The organism is Sphingomonas sp. Tas61C01 (assembly GCF_052567495.1).
The window spans coordinates 998020-1015402 of the sequence record NZ_CP199583.1 but is presented as its reverse complement, the minus strand read 5'-3'; the positions used below and the strand labels follow the sequence as shown (position 1 = coordinate 1015402).

Annotated in this window: 14 protein-coding genes and 1 tRNA gene; 6 read left to right on the top strand and 9 right to left on the bottom strand. The window is 68.8% G+C overall.

The window, feature by feature from the left end; genetic code table 11:
* Positions 1-12: 12 nt before the first annotated feature.
* The 3 genes from ACT009_RS04715 (at position 13) to ACT009_RS04705 (ending at position 2424) form a co-directional block, all read left to right on the top strand.
* Positions 13-1119, top strand: a complete 1107-nt coding sequence (locus ACT009_RS04715; protein WP_445193207.1) for a branched-chain amino acid aminotransferase — start codon at positions 13-15, stop codon at positions 1117-1119.
* Positions 1120-1194: 75 nt separating this feature from the next.
* Positions 1195-1269: transfer RNA gene (locus ACT009_RS04710), tRNA-Gln, on the top strand.
* Positions 1270-1320: 51 nt separating this feature from the next.
* Complete coding sequence (locus ACT009_RS04705; RefSeq protein WP_445193206.1) at positions 1321-2424, top strand: spore photoproduct lyase family protein; 1104 nt, start codon at positions 1321-1323, stop codon at positions 2422-2424.
* Here ACT009_RS04705 and ACT009_RS04700 read toward each other — a convergent pair whose 3' ends face one another.
* From ACT009_RS04700 to ACT009_RS04660, 9 genes are all read right to left on the bottom strand, one after another.
* Positions 2425-3513 carry an extracellular catalytic domain type 1 short-chain-length polyhydroxyalkanoate depolymerase gene (locus ACT009_RS04700; RefSeq protein ID WP_445193205.1) on the bottom strand — a complete coding sequence of 363 codons (1089 nt, stop codon included), beginning with the start codon at positions 3511-3513 and terminating at the stop codon, positions 2425-2427. It abuts the gene before it with no gap.
* A 79-nt stretch (positions 3514-3592) separates the two neighbouring features.
* On the bottom strand, positions 3593-4867 hold the full coding sequence (locus tag ACT009_RS04695) for a cation:proton antiporter (protein ID WP_445194018.1): 1275 nt from the start codon (positions 4865-4867) through the stop codon (positions 3593-3595).
* Positions 4868-4869: 2 nt separating this feature from the next.
* Positions 4870-6726 carry a YhjD/YihY/BrkB family envelope integrity protein gene (locus ACT009_RS04690; protein ID WP_445193204.1) on the bottom strand — a complete coding sequence of 619 codons (1857 nt, stop codon included), beginning with the start codon at positions 6724-6726 and terminating at the stop codon, positions 4870-4872.
* A gap of 79 nt (positions 6727-6805) precedes the next feature.
* Positions 6806-8047, bottom strand: coding sequence for an N-succinylarginine dihydrolase (locus tag ACT009_RS04685; protein ID WP_445193203.1), 1242 nt, complete (start codon positions 8045-8047; stop codon positions 6806-6808).
* A complete protein-coding gene (locus ACT009_RS04680) occupies positions 8044-9060 on the bottom strand; it encodes an arginine N-succinyltransferase (RefSeq protein ID WP_445193202.1) in 1017 nt (338 codons plus the stop codon). Before ACT009_RS04680 ends, ACT009_RS04685 begins: the two co-directional genes overlap by 4 nt.
* Positions 9057-10256 carry a hydrolase gene (locus ACT009_RS04675; RefSeq protein ID WP_445194017.1) on the bottom strand — a complete coding sequence of 400 codons (1200 nt, stop codon included), beginning with the start codon at positions 10254-10256 and terminating at the stop codon, positions 9057-9059. The genes ACT009_RS04680 and ACT009_RS04675 overlap by 4 nt, the downstream gene beginning before the upstream one ends.
* Before the next feature lie 62 nt (positions 10257-10318).
* Complete coding sequence (locus tag ACT009_RS04670; protein ID WP_445193201.1) at positions 10319-11251, bottom strand: DUF481 domain-containing protein; 933 nt, start codon at positions 11249-11251, stop codon at positions 10319-10321.
* Positions 11252-11289: 38 nt separating this feature from the next.
* Positions 11290-11784, bottom strand: coding sequence for an RNA pyrophosphohydrolase (locus tag ACT009_RS04665; protein ID WP_445193200.1), 495 nt, complete (start codon positions 11782-11784; stop codon positions 11290-11292).
* A gap of 22 nt (positions 11785-11806) precedes the next feature.
* Positions 11807-12826 carry an alpha/beta hydrolase gene (locus ACT009_RS04660; RefSeq protein ID WP_445193199.1) on the bottom strand — a complete coding sequence of 340 codons (1020 nt, stop codon included), beginning with the start codon at positions 12824-12826 and terminating at the stop codon, positions 11807-11809.
* Positions 12827-12883: 57 nt separating this feature from the next.
* Between ACT009_RS04660 and ACT009_RS04655 the strand changes: the two genes are divergently transcribed.
* From ACT009_RS04655 to ACT009_RS04645, 3 genes are all read left to right on the top strand, one after another.
* Positions 12884-13780 carry a histone deacetylase family protein gene (locus ACT009_RS04655; protein ID WP_445193198.1) on the top strand — a complete coding sequence of 299 codons (897 nt, stop codon included), beginning with the start codon at positions 12884-12886 and terminating at the stop codon, positions 13778-13780.
* Positions 13781-14303: 523 nt separating this feature from the next.
* Positions 14304-16289, top strand: a complete 1986-nt coding sequence (locus ACT009_RS04650) for a 2-oxoacid:acceptor oxidoreductase subunit alpha (RefSeq protein WP_445193197.1) — start codon at positions 14304-14306, stop codon at positions 16287-16289.
* A gap of 19 nt (positions 16290-16308) precedes the next feature.
* Positions 16309-17343, top strand: a complete 1035-nt coding sequence (locus tag ACT009_RS04645) for a 2-oxoacid:ferredoxin oxidoreductase subunit beta (RefSeq protein WP_445193196.1) — start codon at positions 16309-16311, stop codon at positions 17341-17343.
* Positions 17344-17383 lie beyond the last annotated feature (40 nt).

The following is a 17383-nucleotide window of genomic DNA, read 5'->3' as shown; positions in this document are numbered from 1 at the left end:
CGAGAGAAAACGATGCTCGCTGCCCGAACCGCGGACCATGGCTCGTTCCGTCTGGAACCAAGCACGACCTGCGTCGACGCCAACGAGCGTGCGGCCCGGCTGGTCGATCCCGGATTCGGGCGGGTCTTTACCGATCACATGGCGGTGGTCCGTTATAACGAGGCCGATGGCTGGCACGACGCGACGATCACCGCGCGCGCGCCGCTCTCGATCGATCCGTCGACCGCGGTGCTGCATTATGCGCAGGAGATCTTCGAGGGGCTGAAAGCCTATCGGCTGGCCGACGGCAGCACCGCGCTGTTTCGCCCCGCCGCTAACGCCCAGCGCTTCCGCAGCTCCGCACGCCGGCTGGCGATGCCCGAGCTGCCCGACGACCTATTCGTCCAGTCGGTCGAGCAGCTGGTGCGCACCGAGCGCCAGTGGATCCCGGAGGGCGAGGGCGGCGCGCTTTACCTCAGACCGTTCATGATCGCGAGCGAGGCGTTCCTCGGGGTGAAGCCCTCGGCCGAATATCTCTACATGGTGATCGCCTCGTCGGTCGGCGCCTATTGGAAGGGCGGTGCGCGCCCGGTGTCGATCTGGGTGTCGCGCAACTTCACCCGCGCTGCGCCGGGCGGCACCGGCGCCGCCAAATGCGGGGGCAATTACGCCGCGAGCCTGCTCGCCCAATCGGAAGCGATCCGCCAGGGGTGCGACCAGGTCGTGTTCCTCGATGCGGTCGAGCGACGCTGGGTCGAGGAGCTCGGTGGCATGAACGTGTTCTTCGTGTTCGACGACGGCAGCCTGTCGACGCCGCCGCTGACCGGAACGATCCTGCCCGGGATCACCCGCGATTCGATCCTCCAGCTCGCACGCGACCAGGGCGTCACGGTGCGTGAAGAGCCCTATGCGCTCGATCAGTGGCGTGCCGATGCCGAGAGTGGCCGCCTGACCGAGGCGTTCGCCTGCGGCACCGCCGCGGTGGTCACCCCGATCGGCAGCGTCGTCGGCGCCGACGGCCGGTTCACGATCGGATCGGGCGGAACCGGGCAGCTGACCCAGCGGATGCTCGACAGCCTGACCGCGATCCAGCGCGGCCATTCCCCCGACCCCTATGGCTGGCGCCACGCCGTCGATTGATCAGTCATGCCAGCCGTGGCAGCGGCGCGCCGGGGGTTTCCACCCGCGTTTGCGCCGCTATAAGCCCGGCACCGTTGGGGCGTCGCCAAGTGGTAAGGCAGCGGCTTTTGATGCCGCCATTCGCAGGTTCGAACCCTGCCGCCCCAGCCAACTCTCTCGACCGAGCATGTAACCTGATCGCAGCATGGGCGTTGTCGGTGGATGAAAGCACTTGCCTCTGTCGAGCGCCCGGCGCGTGAAACGGCCGATCCGCCTGCGCGGCTGTGGCGGCCGAAGCGGGTGCTGGTTTCGCGGTCGGCGATGGCGTGGTCACATGGGCGCGCGATCATCGCGCGGGCGGAGGGGCTTGGGATCGCCGTCGAGGTGCTGGCGTCGGATCGGTTGTCGCTGGCCTTTCCCGAGGATGAGCGGCAGGCTTATGCGTTGGCCAAGCAAACCTTGACGGTGGTGGTGGCGTCGCCGTCGAAGCGGCGGCTGCAGCCGATAGCGCCGTCGGCCGATTGGCGAGTGGATCTCGCCGAGGGGTGTCCAGCGCATTGCAGCTATTGCTATCTGGCGGGGTCGCTGAAGGGGCCGCCGATCACGCGAACCTATGCCAATCTGCCCGAGATCTTCGCCGAGCTGCCGCCGCATCTGGGCACGGGCAAGGTGACGTCGCGATCGGTGCGGCGCGCGCACGAGGGGACGACGTTCGAGGCGAGCTGCTACACCGATCCGCTGGCACTGGAGCATCTCACCGGGTCGCTGTCGGCGCTGATCGCGTATTTCGGCGAATGGGAGGCGGATGCGCAGCTGCGATTCACCAGCAAGTTCGCGGCGGTGGATGCGCTGGTCGGGCTCGATCATCAGGGGCGGACGCGGATGCGGGGGTCGGTCAACCCGGAGCCGTTCGCGCGGTTCGAGGGCGGGACCAGCCCGGTGGCGGCGCGGCTCGCCGCGCTCGCGCGGATGGCGGCGGCGGGATATCCGGTCGGGCTGACGATCGCGCCGATCATCGCGGCGCCGGGCTGGGAAGAGGCTTATGCGGTGCTGATCGCGCAAGCGGCGGCGTTGCTCGCCGAGGTGCCCGACCTGACGATCGAGCTGATCACCCACCGCTATTCGCCGACGTCGAAGGCGGTGCTCGAGAGCTGGTATCCGGGATCGGACCTGGAGATGGGCGCGCCGAATCGCGCCGAGAAGCGCACCAAGTTCGGGTCGATAAAATATGTCTACGATGCCGATACGATGCGGACGCTGCGGCGTTTCTTCGAAGCGGAGATCGCACGCCAGCTGCCGCTGGCGCGGATCCTGTACTGGACCTGATTACTTCATCAGGCCGGCGGCGCGCATCGCGTCTTCGATCACCTTCTGGACGCCGGCAGCCACAGGTGGGCGGGGTGGGGGCGTGCGCGGCGTCGGGCGAGTGGCGGTCTTCGCCGGCTCGGCCTTGGTGACCGTCGCGGGGACGATGCCCCAGGACCGCGCGATCGCGGCGGTGCTGTCGATCCCGGCGTCGAGCATATAGGGGCCGACCGCGCCGAGCCGGTCGGGGCCGGCGGGATCGATCGGGACGCCGTGGCCCATCGCGGCGATCCGCCAGGTCTCGACGACGACGCGGCCGTCGCGGGTCCAGCGCTGGTGCTCCCAGCCCTTGCCATGCTCCACCGCGGCGGGGACGGCGCCTGCGCCGTGGACGCCGCGCCACTGCGCCGCGAGGTGATCGGCATTAGCGACCGCGACGGTCGGGTCGGCGCCGCCGTGCCAGATCGAGACGGTCGGGATGCGACCCGCGGGGGTGCCGGCGACGCGCGCGACCGAATCGATCAGCGCGGCGGTGCCACGATCTTCGCGGCCCGCCATTCGGCCGAGCGCCGCCGAGACGCCGGGCGCGCCGCCATAGGGCAGGCCGCCGATGATCGCGCCACCGGCGAACATCTCGGGATAGGTGGCGAGCATCACCGTCGTCATCGCGCCGCCCGCGGAAAGGCCGGTGACGTAGACGCGGTCGCGATCGAGGCCGTGTTCGGCGATCATCGCGGCGACGATCTGTGCGATCGATTCGGCCTCGCCGCCGCTGCGGACGACATCGAGCGATTCGAACCAGTTGAAGCACAGGTTCATGTTGTTGCTGCGGGATTGTTCGGGGAACAGCACCGCAAAGCCGGCGCGGTCGGCGAGCGTCGACCAGCCGGTGCCCGTGTCGTAGCCGGCCGCGGTCTGGGTGCAGCCGTGCAGGACGACGACGAGCGGCGCACCGGGCGCGAGCGTGGCCGGCACGTGGCGCCAGGCGGCAAGCGCGCCGGGGTTGCTGCCGAAGCCGGTCAGCGGCGTCAGGCGATTGGGCGCGCGTGTCGCCGGCTGGATCGGCAGGCGGTTGGCGGCCAGTTTCGCCAAGGTTTCGGAAATTCGCATCGTGTCGCTCCTCGGCCGGCTAGGCGGCCATCATGCGATCAACGATACGCCAAGTGGATCGTTGCTGCACTGCACAAATTCAGGCGGTGACACCTTCGTCGGCATCGGGATCGCGGCCCTGCTGCCGATCGAGCGAGCGCATGATCGGCGTCACCGTCAGTCCGTGGAGCAGGATCGAGAACAGCACGACCAAGCCGACCAGGCCCCACAGCCGTTCGGCCGAAGCGATCGCGACATGGTTGAGCCCGTACGCGAGATAATAGATCGAGCCGACCCCACGGATGCCGAAGAAGGCGAGCGTCAGCCGTTCCTCGCGATCCGCCTTCAGCCCGGCAAGGCCGATCAGGCCGGTGACGGGGCGGATCACCAGCAGGATCACCAGCGCGACGCCGACGTCGCTCCACGACACCGGCTCGAGCAGGCCGCTGACCAGCGCGCCGCCGAACAGCAGCAGCAGCACCATCATCGCGATGCGTTCGATCTGTTCGGTGACGTCGTGCATGTCGCGCTGGAAATCATGCTCGCGGTGGGTGTGGCGGAAGCTGAGCGCGGTGACGAAGACCGCGAGGAAGCCATAGCCGTGGATCATCTCGGTCAGGCCGTACGACACGAAGGTCGCGGCGATCGCGATCAGCCCGTCGCCGGTCGCGACCAGCTTGGTCTCGGCGGGCACGTGGAAGGTGAGCCAGCCGAACACGCGACCGATTACCCAGCCGGCGGCAACGCCCGCGCCGATTTCCCAGATCACGCGGTATCCGAGCCATTCGGCGAACCACGGCTCCGTGCCTGCGCTCGCCGCCAGGATGATCGCGAGATGGACGAAGGGGAAGGCGAGCCCGTCGTTGAGCCCGGCTTCGGAGGTCAGCCCGAAGCGAACCTCGTCCTCGTCGCCGGTCTTGGGCGGACCGACCTGGACGTCGGAGGCGAGCACCGGATCGGTCGGCGCCAGGCTCGCGGCGAGTAGCAGCGCCACCGCCCAGGGCAGGCCGAGCGTCGACCAGACCAGCGCCGCGATCGCGAGGATGCCGAGCGGCATGGTGATCGCGAGCAACCGCCACGTCACGCCCCAGTGACGCCAGTGGAACACCCGGTCGATCTTCAGCCCCGCGCCCATCAGCGCAATGATCACCACGAACTCGGCGAAGCGTTCGGTGATGTCGGGATAGAGGATCGGCAGCGGCCGCAGCGTCACCTGCGGGAAGGAGAAGATCGCGGCGCCGAGCGCGATGCACACGATCGGAAGCGACAGCGGCAGCCGCTTCAACGCCAGCGGCAGCCACGCCACCAGTGCGACAAGTAGGCCGAAGCCGGCGAGGATCAGGATGTAGGTTTCGGGCAACCAGTGTTCGGGGATGATCACCGGGCCAGCGGCGATGCGTCATAGTCGGCGAGCAGCGCCGCCACATCGTCGTACAAGGCGACTGCGCCTGCTTTCAGCAGGATCGAATCGGAGAACCCGCCGGATCGTACCGCAATCGCGGCGATCCCGCACTTGGCGGCGGCCTCGACGTCATAGGGCGTGTCACCGACCACGATCACCTCGTCGGCGCCGAGCGGCGCGACCTTCTTCAGCGCAGCGGCGAAGATGTCGCCCGCGGGCTTCGACGTGTCGACGTCGTCGCTGCTGGTGGTCGCCGCCAGGACCGCTTCGATATCGAGCAGCGTGGCATAGTGCGACACCTCCTTGCCGTCGGCCGAGGAGGCGAGCACCGGCTGCTGGCCGCGATCGTGGACTGCCCGGATCAGCGCGGTCGCAGCGGGGAAGGGGCGGACGCGATCGATGTAGTTGGTCTTGAAGATCTCGCCGTGGCGCTTGCTCAAGGCGTCGATCATCCGATCGGTGGCGCCGGGCACCAGGCTCGGCACCAGCAGGTCGCCGCCCTTGCCGATCTGGCCGCGGATCGCGTCGGTATCGAAGGTCAGGTTGCGTTCGGCGAAGGCGGTGACCCATGCCTCGACATGGCATTCGTTGCTGTCGACGAGCGTGCCGTCGACGTCGAAGAACACCGCCTTGATCTGCCGGGCGGGCGGTGGCGTCCGTTCACGGCGGAGCCACGCGAGCGCCGCGGCGCCACCGAGCAGTGCAGCGCCGGGACCTGCGCGTCCGCGCCGGAGGAGGCTGAGGCCAAGCGTTGCGGCGATCGAGCCGGACCAGCCGACCTTCGGCAGCCCGACCAGCCGCGCGGCGCCGTTGCCGGCCCGGCTGGCGGCGAAGGCGGCGCGTGTGCCGGTTGAATCGGCGGTCACCTTCCGCTCGGCCGGCGGCGCCGGGTCGTCGCTCGCGACATGGTCCGCGACCCAGGCGCCGCGATCGCCGATCGGTGCGTCGCCGCGGGTGGTGTCCTGCGCGGTCTGGTGCTCGAATTCGGAATTGAGTTCGGCACCGAAGATCAGGATGTAGCTCGACAGATAGAGCCAGGTAAGGGTGACGACGACCGCGCCGAGCGATCCGTAGGTGGCGTTGTAGTTGCCGAAATTGGCGACGTAGATGCCGAAGCCGATCGTCAGCGCCAGCCACAGCAGCGCGGCCAGCAACGAACCCGGGGTGAGCCACACCCACTCGGCGCGGCGGCGCGCCGGGCCGTAGCGGTAGAGGGTCGCGGCCGCACCCGCGCCGGCGAGCGTCAGCAGCAGATAGGCGCCGACCTTGCCGGCGACGATGACGATGCCCGGCGCCGCGGGCAGCAGGCTTTCGAGATGACCGAGCGCGGCGATCGCGACCAGCGCGAGGATCGCGACGACCACCGCGGTCGCGGTCATCGCCAGCGCGAGCAGGTTCACCTTCACGAACCCGCGGGTTTCCTTTTCCTCATAGGCGATGTTGAGCGCGGTGATCACCGCGCCGGCGCCGTTGCGCGCGCCGAACAGCGCCAGCGCGAGCGCCAGCAACAGGCCGAAGCCCTTCTTGCCGTCCGATGTCTTGACGACGTTCATCAGCTGTTCGCCGACCAGCTTGGCGGCGTCGGCGGGCATCACCGAGGTGAGCTGCATCATGTCGCGCATCACCGTCTGCGGCTCGGCGACGATGCCGTACAGCAGCACCATTGCGCCAAGCAGCGGCACCAGCGCGAGGAAGCCGTAGAAGGCGACCCCCGCAGCGATCAACCCGACATTGTCGGCGGTGGTCTCCGCCCAGGTGCGCCTGGCGACCGCGATCCAGCCCGCGCGTGGCATCTGCCACGGGCTGGTCGCCTCATGTCCTCGATCGATCACGCTGATTTTATTCGCTTTACCGTCATGAGGACTCAACCGTCGCGGCAAGCGCACGTTCCCCCCAACGGTGGCGGCGGGCTCAGGGATCGACGCCGAGCGCTGCGTAAAGCGCCGTCGTCGCCGCCTCGATCTCGGCGATCAACGCGGGATCGGCGATCGCGTCGGGGTCGATCGTATCGGGCCAATGGCGTTCCACCAGCGCGGAAATCACGTCGAGCCGCGCATCGTCGACCAGGAAACGCGGATCGACCGTCGTGGGATCGGCGACCACGCGCAGGCGCAGGCATGCGGGGCCGCCGCCATTGGCCATCGATTCGCGTACGTCGACGATCGTCAGGCGGCGGATCGGGCCGTTGCCGGCGACGAGCGCCTCCAGCCAGCGGCGCACCGGCACCGCAGCGCTGACCTCGCCCGGCAGGATCAGCGCCATGCCCTCGGGCGTGCTCACCAGCTGCGCGTTGAACAGGTAGGACGACACCGCATCGGCGAGGCTGACCGCGCTGGCGGGGACTTCGACGATCTCGACGCTCGGCAACAGACGGCGGAGGTCCGCGTGGAACCCTTCACGGTCGGCAAAGGCATGTTCGTGGGTGAACAGTACCTGTTCGTTGGCGACCGCGACGACGTCGTTGTGGAAAGCGCCCGCGGCGATCGCGGCGTCGGACTGGCGCACGAACAGCGTCCGAGCGGGATCGAGGCCATGCGCGCGCGCGACCGCCTCGCTCGCCTCGCGGTGCTGGCGGGCAGGGAAGGGGCCGCCGGCAACGCCGTAGACGAATATCTCGACCCCCGCCGAACCGTGGCCGTCGCACAGCCGCATATGGTTGGCCGCGCCCTCGTCGCCGAAGGGCGCTGGAACCGGCGAATGGACGACGAAGGCGGGATCGGCGAAGGCCTGGCGTAGCTGCGCGAGCGTCCAGCGCCATTCGTGGCTGCGGTGCGGCATCGTCACGAGATTGGCGACGGTCAGGTGGCAGCGGCCGTCCGCGGTGTCGGGCGCTGGTGAGACCGTGGCGGCATTGGCGGCCCACATCGCCGAGGCCGACAACGCCTGCGCCTTCAGGTGGAGCGGGGCCGCGTCGTAGCTGGTCGTCAGATCGGACAGCCAGCGATGATCGGGGCGGGGGTGCGGCAGCAGGATGCCCTGAGTGAGCCCGAGCGCAATGTTCGCACGCATCTTGGCGATGCCCTGCAACGCCGCGGCGCGGGGGCGCGACGCCTTGCCGGCGTTGCGGGTGGCCGCGAGGTTGCCGGGGGACAGGCCGGCATAATTGTGGCTGGGGCCGACGATGCCGTCGAAGTTGATCTCGCGGAGCATCACAGCCTCGGCACATGAAGGACGACGTCGTCTTCGCCGACGCCGAGTGCTGCGGCGCAATCCGCGGAGAGGACGATGCCGTCGCCGACCGGGCGGACCTTGCCGAACGCGCAGCGGAACCGGGCGAGGCGACCGGTGGCGACCAGCGCCTCGGTGCCGCCCTCCGCATCGATCGCGACGATCGGCGCCTCGCGCGCCTCGGCGATCGAGCGGACCCGGTCGGTGCGGGTGGTCATGGTGGGGCCGCCGTCGAAGATGTCGACATAGTTCTCGTAGTGGAAGCCCTCGTTCTCCAGCATCCGCATCGCCGCGCGGCCGGAGGGATGCGGCAGGCCGATCGCGGCGCGCGCGGTCTCGGTCAGCATCGCGGTGTAGATCGGATGCTTGGGCATCAGATCGGCGATGAACTGGTGGCCGTTGATCGCGTTGAACTGGTCGGCATCCTGGAAATTCATCCCGAAGAAGCGGCCCGCCAGCCCGTCCCAGAAGGGCGAGCCGCCGGCCTCGTCGATCACGCCGCGGAGCTCCGCGAGGATGCGATCGGCGAAGCGGGCGCGGTGGGCGCGAATGAACAGGTAACGGCTGCGGGCGAGCAGCAGCCCGAGACCGCCGGCGCGCTCGCCGGGGTGGAGGAACAGGCCGCCGACCTCGCACGATCCCTCCAGATCGGTGGTGAGCGCCAGCATCTCCGCGCGGAAGGTGCGTTTCAGATGCTCGCTATGCTGGGTGAGGGTGCCGAGGCGGTAGCTGTAGAAGGGGTGTTTCTGGCCGACCTGCGTGAATAGCTGACAGGTGCCGCGGACCTCGCCGCTCTCGACATGTTCGAGCACGAGGACGAACAATTCGTCGGCGATCGTCGCCTCATCGCGCGCAAAGGCGGTGGCGCTGCGTTCGACCTTGGTGGCGAGCGCGCGGCGATCGGGGGGCAGGTTGGTGAAGCCGCCGCCGGTCAGCTTGGCCATCTCGTAGAGATGCTGGAGGTCGCTTTCGACCGCGGCGCGGATGCGGAAGCTCACAGCCCGCCCCGTTCGGCGATCCGCAGCACGGTCAGCGCCGACAGCGCCGCGCGCTCGGCAAGGCTGTCGACGATCATGAATTCCTCCGCAGAATGGATCGCGCCGCCGCGGACGCCCATCGTGTCGACCACCGGCACGCCGGCCGCGGCGATGTTGTTGCCGTCGCACACCCCGCCGGTCGCGCGCCAGCCGATGTCGAGCCCTAAATCGCCGCCCGCCGCGCGGACCAAGGCGAACAACCTGGCGGCGCCGTCGTCGATCGGCTTGGGTGGGCGGTTGAAGCCACCATGGACGCTGACCTGGACGTCGTGCTCGGCCGCGACCATCGCCACCGCGCCGTCGATATGCGCCTGGGCGCGGACGATGTCGTCGGCCGTGGCGGGCCGGAAGTTGACGCGGAGCACGGCGAGGTCTGGGACCACGTTGTTGGGGCCGCCGCCCTCGATCCGCGCGGGGTTGACCGCGAGGCGGGGGCCGCGCGCCTTAGCGAGCCGCAGGGCGATGTCGGCGGCGGCGACGATGGCGTTGCGGCCGTCCTCGGGATTGCGGCCGGCATGCGCGCTGCGGCCGCGGACGACGATCGAGAAATTGCCGGTGCCGCCCCGCGCGCCCGCCAGCGTGCCGTCTGCGAGCGCGGGTTCGTAGGTGAGTGCGGCGACCTTGCCCCGGGCGGCGCCGGCGAGCAGCGCCGACGAGGAGAAGGAGCCGGTCTCCTCGTCCGAATTGATCACCACCTCGTAGCCGATGCGGGAGGCGAGCGGGCTGGCCTCCACCGCGGCCAGCGCGGCGAGCATCACCGACAGGCCGCCCTTCATGTCGGCGGTGCCGGGGCCGTTGATCGTGCCGTCGCCGCAGTCGGTGAGCGCCTGGAACGGGTGATCGACCGGGTAGACGGTGTCCATATGGCCGGTGAACAGCATCCGCACCGGAGCGTCCGGACGGACGTCGAGGTGGAGATGCCGGCCATGCTCCAGCACCGAGACGCTACCGTCTGCGCCGACGCTCTCGACCGGGTCCGCGTCGACCAACGCGATGTCGCCTGGTAGCATGGAGAAGGCGTCGGCGAGCAAGGTCGCCATCGTCGCCACGCCGGGCAGGTTGCGGGTGCCGCTGTTGACCGCCGCCCAGCGCTCAACCTGCGCGCGCATCGCGGGTTGATCGATGCGGTCGACAGCCTGCGCTTCGGGGGGTGACATGGCGCTCATGCTTCATCCCTAGAGGGGAAAGCGGGGCGGTCAAATCGCGTCGTTGCGAGCGGCTAGAAGCTGTACACCAGCGAGGCGCGGCTGGTGGTGTCGGTGGACACCGAACCGATCGGCGGCATGCTTTCGTACTGGACGTTGTACGACACCTGCGCCGATAGCGGGCCGATCAGGCGCGCGTTGAGCGCGGTCGTGCCGCTGAGCGTCGAGTTGAACCGCTGGACATAGGCCGAACCCTGCTGGTTGATCGACAGGCCCGGCAGCAATCTCCAGTTGAACGCGAGCGTCCCGCGCGCCGCGGCGCTGCTCTGCACGGTTTGATCGGTAAAATAGGTGTGGCGGAAAGCGGGGCCGAGTTCGATGTCGAGCCGCACCGCGGGCGACTTGATCGCGCTGTAGCCGACCCCGGCGGAGGCCGAATAGCGATCGTAATAGCCGAGGAACCGGTCGCCTTCATATTGCGCCGCGCCATAGGCGTAGAGCCGGTCGTCGAACTTGAAGTTGGGTTCGTACGAGGCGAGATAATGCTCGCGCGTCGCGATGCCCTGGTTCTCGTTGTAATCGACCTGCGCCCGGAACTTGTGGCGCCAGCGCAGCCCTTCGCGGGTGGCGTCGATCACCGCGGTGACGCCGAGCGTATCCGAGTTGCCGGTGGTCAGATAGCCGCCGATTTCCGCACGCCCCGACCAGAGATCGAACAGGCTGGCCTCGCGGATCGTCTTGCTGCGTTCGGCGGCGCGATCGTTGCGCCACTTTTCCGCGATGGCGAGCACCACGTCGGCGCTCGCAGGATCGGCGAGCCGCGCATATTTGACGATCGTCGAGACCTCGCCCTCGTTGCCCGAGGCGAGCGCGGCATCGAGCATCGCCTTGATCCCGGCGGGAACGGGGATCGCGTCGTCGCTGACCGACGCGACATCGACATTCCCCAGCAGCACGGGCACGGCGGCACCGAGCAGGACCAGGGGGAGGCGACGAGATCGGGGCACGGGGCCTCCTATAGCCCAGGATTCGTCGAGAAAAGCCGTTACTGCGACTTGGACGGGTCGAGATGGGGCGCGAACGCGGCCAGCACCGCTTCGTACAAGGTCCGTTTGAACGGCACGATGATCGCCGGCAGATCGGCCGGATCGGCCCAGCGCCAAGCGCGGAATTCCTCGTGTACGGTCGCGATGTCGACGTCGCTGTCCTCGCCGAGAAACCGATAGAGGAACCAGCGCTGACGCTGGCCACGCCACCGTCCCTTCCAGATCTTGCCGACCATCTCGGGAGGCAGATCGTAGAACAACTCGTCGGGTGCGACCGCGACGAGTTCGACGAGATCGGCCGCGATCCCAGTCTCCTCGCCGAGCTCGCGGATCGCCGCCTCCTCGGCCTGTTCGCCGTCGTCGATCCCGCCCTGCGGCATCTGCCACGCCTCCAGCGTCGAATCGAGACGCTGGCCGACGAACACCTTGCCGTCGCGGTTGAGCAGCATGATCCCGGCGCAGGGGCGGTAGGGGAGGTCGGCCTGGTCGGTCATGGATCGTCTTTCCTTCCGGGTGTCAGCCGGCGGCCTGGGTCATGACGCGCTGCGCCTCGGCCTCGCCGATCATCGCCTTCACCGCGGCGAGATAGGCGGCGACGTCGCCCTGGCTCGACGGGATCGCCTGGCGGATGTTGGCGAAGCCGTGGATGTTGCCCGACGCCTCGCGGAACACCACCGGCACGCCCGCCTCGATCAGCTTGGCGGCATAGGCGCGCCCCTGGTCGCGTATCGGATCGAGGCTGGCGGTGATCACCACCGCGGGCGGCATGCCGCGCAGGTCCGACTGCAGCGGCGAGGAACGCGCATGCGCCAGATCGGCGGCATAGGCGTCGACGAACCATTCCATCGTGTCGCGGGTGAGCAGATAGCCGTCGGCGAATTCGACATAGGAGGGGAACTCGCGGCCCATGTCGGTCGCGGGGTACATCGGCGCCTGCACGATCACCGGCACCGCGGCAGCGTCGTCGCGCAGCGCCATCGCAACCACGATCGCGAGGTTGCCGCCCGCGCTGTCGCCGCTGACGATCAGGCTGGTGACCTTGCGCCCCAGCTCCGCGGGGCTGCCCGCGACCCAGCGCGTCGCCGCCTCGCAATCGTCGGGTGCGGCGGGCCACCGATGCTCGGGCGCGAGCCGGTAGTCGACCGAGATCACCGGCACGTTGAGCACGCGCGACATCTCCGCGCACAGGCTCGCATGCGTGCCGATGTCGCCGATCACGAAGCCGCCGCCATGATAGAAGACGAGCGCCGGACCGGGCTCGCGCGACGCCGCCGCGTCGAACAGCCGCGCCGGGATCGCGCCCGCGGGGCCGGGGATCGACAGGTCGACGATCGTCGCCAGCTCGCCGATCGGCAGTTCGGCGACGCTGCCGAGCATCGTGAACATCTGCCGCGCGGTGGGGGCGTCGAGTTCGTGGGTCTTGGGGCCGGGCGCCGCGTTCAGGTAATCGAGGAAGCCGCGGACGTCGGGACGCACGAAGGGCGCTGAGGGCTGGACGAGAGGCGCAGGCGCATCGGGCACTCGGCTGTCGGTCATGCTGCGGCTCTCCATTGCCCGCTTGGGCGCGGGGCGGTCGACGCCTATCTATGCCGGGTGATCGCGATCGTCCATCACCCGGCCTATGTCGCCCCGGCGCCCGCCCGCTCCACCTATCGCTGGAACAAGAACGGCCTGATCCGCGACCTGTTGCTGGCCGAAGGACCGGCGGTGACGTGGCACCAGCCAGAACCGATGCCGCGGCGCTGGCTGGAGGCGGTGCACGATGCGGACTATGTCGCCGAGGTGATCGAGGCGCGGGTGCCGTATGAAAAGACCCGCCGGATCGGCTTTCCGGTGACCGCCGAGGTAGCGGCGCGCGCGGTGACGGTGCCCGGCGGCACCTGGCTCGCGGCGATGCTGGCGCTGGAGCACGGCTTCGCCGCCAACACCGCGGGCGGTAGCCACCATGCGCTGGCGAGCACCGGCGCCGGCTATTGCGTGTTCAACGACCTCGCGATCGCGGCGGTGCGGCTGATCGAGGAGGACAGCGTGGCCCGGCTGCTGGTGGTCGACTGCGACGTCCACCAGGGCGACGGCACCGCGTCGCTGCTCGCCGGGCGGCCGGGGATCGCGACCTATTCGATCCATGCGGAGAAGAACTTCCCGGTGCGCAAAGCGCGATCGACGCTGGATGTCGAGCTGCCGGACGGGGTGGGGGACGATGCGTATCTGGAGCGGCTGGAGACCACGCTGGTGCCGCTGCTCGACGAGGTGCGGCCGGAGCTCGTGCTGTACCAGGCGGGGGTCGATCCGTTCGAGGGCGATGGGCTGGGGCGGTTGTCGCTGACGCTCGAGGGATTGTTGCGGCGGGAGCGGTTGATCGCGCGGTTGATGAAGGCGCGGGGGGTGCCGGTCGCGAGTACCGTCGGCGGCGGCTACGGCGACGACGCCGAAGAGATCGCGCGGCGGCATGTGGCAACGGTGATGGAATTGGGACGGGCGTTTGCTTGAGGGGGGCCGGGCTCCCGGAGGTACCTCCCCCTCCGTCAGCCTGACGGCTGCCACCTCTCCCCGCCAGGGCAGGGCTATCGCATGTGACGTGCGGCCTCTTGATCTTCTTTCGTCACCCCGGACCCGATCCGGGGTCCCGCTGACCGCACGAGGCGGGTTCGTGGAGCTCGTAGGAAGCGGGACCCCGGATCAAGTCCGGGGTGACGAAGATTAGGAGGAAGTCTGATGACGACTTCGCTTGACCGAGCAGCCATCGTCCATGTGCGATTGCACTCCCTGGCGGGGGAGGAATGAGAAATCCTCCCTCGCTTTAGCGGGGGAGGGGGACCGCGCCCGAAGGGCGTGGTGGAGGGGGCGGCTCCGCTGATGCCACCGCCGAAAGTGTGCGCGGCTCCGCAATCGGCAAGCACGCCAACCACCGCAAAGGCAAAGCCGGGTTGCGGCGGGGCGAGATCATTCTACGTTGGTACTGAAGCGCCCCGGACCTAGAGAGCGCGCCAACGACGTCCGACAGGAAGCAAGAATGGCAACCGCCGCCCACGAAGTGACTCCCGCCGAATCCTCGGCACATCCCCCCGCCGATTCGATCGTGGTGCGCTTCGCCGGAGACTCCGGCGACGGCATGCAGCTGACCGGCGGGCAGTTCACGCTGTCGACCGCGCTGGCGGGCAACGACCTGGCGACCTTCCCCGACTTTCCGGCCGAGATCCGCGCGCCGCAGGGCACGCTGTTCGGCGTGTCCGCCTTCCAGATCAATTTCGGGTCGACCGCGATCGAGACCGCGGGCGATCAGCCCGACGTGCTGGTCGCGATGAACCCGGCGGCGCTGAAGACCAACGTCCAGGCGCTGAAGGCGGGTGGGCTGATCATCGCGGACGAGGGCGAGTTCGGCGAGCGCAACCTGGCGAAGGCCAAGTACGACGCCAACCCGCTGACCGACGGCAGCCTCGACAAGTGGCAGCTGATGAGCTTCAACATCTCGCAGCTGACGCTCGACGCGGTGAAGCCGTTCGGGCTGGGCAACAAGGAAGCGCTGCGCTGCAAGAACATGTGGACGCTGGGGCTGGCGCTCTGGATGTTCGATCGTGATCGCCAGCCGATCGTCGACTGGCTGAAGAGCAAGTTCGCCAAGGCGCCGACGCTCGCCGAGGCCAATATCGCGGCGCTGAACGCGGGCCATGCCTATGGCGAGACCGCCGAGCTGACCGGCCCGATGAAGCAGCACCACGTCGGCGTCGCGCCGGTCGAGGCGGGGCTGTGGCGGACCGTGACCGGGGCGGACTCGATTTCGCTCGGGCTCGTCGCCGGGACCCAGCTCGCCAACATCCCGATGTTCTTCGGCGGCTATCCGATCACGCCGGCATCGGCGATCCTGCATTCGCTGTCGCGGCTGAAGGAATTCGGGGTCACCACCTTCCAGGCCGAGGACGAGATCGCCGCGATCGCATCGGCGATCGGCGCGAGCTTCGCCGGGCAGCTCGGCGTCACCTCGTCGTCGGGGCCGGGCATTGCGCTGAAGGGCGAGGCGATGGGCCTTGCGATCATGACCGAACTGCCGCTGGTGATCGTCAATTCGCAGCGCGGCGGGCCCTCCACCGGGCTGCCGACCAAGACCGAGCAGAGCGATCTCTACCAGGCGGTCTACGGTCGCAACGGCGACGCGCCGATGCCGGTGATCGCGGCGCGCAGCCCGGCGGACGCGTTCGACTGCGCGATCGAGGCGGTGCGGATCGCGGTGCAGTACATGACGCCGGTGATGCTGCTGACCGACGGCTATATCGCCAATGCCGCCGAGCCGTGGAAAGTGCCCGACATCTCCAGCTATGCGCCGTTCGCGGTCGAGTTCCTCGATACCGTGCCGGAGGGCGGGTTCGAGCCTTATGCGCGAAACGACGAACTGAAGCGCCCCTGGGCGCGGCCGGGGACGCCGGGGCTGCTCCACCGCATCGGCGGGATCGAGAAGAAGCAGGGCACCGGCAACATCGACTATTCGCCCGAAAACCATCAGGCGATGACCGACATCCGCAAGGCGAAGATCGACAACATCGCGGTGCCCGACCAGCAGATCGAACTCGGCAATGACAGCGGCAAGCTGGTGATCGTCGGCTGGGGATCGACCTTTGGGCCGATCCACCAGGCGGTGCGGCGCGCGCGCGGGCGCGGGCAGGACGTCAGCCATGTCCATATCCGCCACATCTGGCCGATGCCGAAGAATCTCGGTGCGCTGCTGAAGGGTTTTGACCAGATCCTGGTTCCCGAGATGAACACCGGCCAGCTGAAGACCGTGCTGCGCGACCAGTTCCTGGTCGACGCCAAGCCGCTCAACAAGGTGTCGGGGCAGCCGTTTCAGATCGCCGAGATCGAGGCCGCGATCTTTGCGGCGCTCGGCGGCGACGTGGGCGGCACGGTGTGGCCGAACGCGGACCAGCTGCCCGAGCCTTTCTCCGGCCATGACGACGGCCACACCAAATCCGACGGGGCGACGTTGTCGCCGCAGTCGGCAGCCTGACCTACCGGGACGCATCATCATGAACGACATGACCCGCATCGCGAAGACCACGCCCAAGGATTGGGAAACCGACCAGGAGGTGCGCTGGTGCCCCGGGTGCGGCGACTATGCGATCCTGAAGGCGGTCCAGCGGACGATGCCGGAGATCGGCGCGCGGCCGGAAAACACCGTGTTCGTATCGGGCATCGGCTGTTCGTCGCGCTTCCCCTATTACATGGAGACCTACGGCTTCCACACGATCCACGGCCGTGCGCCCGCGGTCGCAACGGGGGTGAAGCTCGCCAATCCCGAGCTCGACGTGTGGATCATCACCGGCGACGGCGATGCGCTGTCGATCGGCGGCAACCACACCATGCACCTGCTGCGCCGGAACCTGAACTGCCAGGTGCTGCTGTTCAACAACGAGATCTACGGCCTTACCAAGGGGCAGTATTCGCCGACCAGCCGGGTGGGCACGCGCAGCCCGTCGACGCCGCTCGGGTCGGTCGACCGGCCCGCCAACCCGTGCGCGTTCGCGCTGGGATCGGGCGCGCGCTTCGTGGCGCGCGCGATCGACATCAACAAGAACCTCGTCGGCGTCCTGAAGGCGGCGTATGCGCATCAGGGCGCGGCGTTCGTCGAGATCTTCCAGAACTGCATCGTCTATAATGACGACGTGTTCGCGCCCTTCGCGGCGAAGCCGAACGCGTCGACCGGACAGCTCTGGGTCGAACACGGCAAGCCGCTGCTGTTCGCGGGCGGGACCAAGGGGCTGGCGATGGACGTCGATCGGCTGATGCTGAAGGTGGTCGACGTCGACGGCGGCGACTGGGCGGCGGCAGGGGTCGCGGTGCACGACCAGGCCAACCGCGGGCTCGCGCACATGCTGGTCGAGATGCCGTTCGGCGAGTTCCCGATGGCGCTCGGCGTGCTCTACGACGATCCGGCGCCGACGTTCGACAGCGCGGTGATCGTCCAGAACGCCGAGGCGGCGGCGGGGAAGAAGCCCGATCTGCAGAAGCTGCTGAGCCAGGGGCAGACCTGGCAGGTGGAGAAGCAGCCTCACGCGATCTGAGGGCGTTCGGCTCCCTCTCGTCACCCCGGATCGGGTCCGG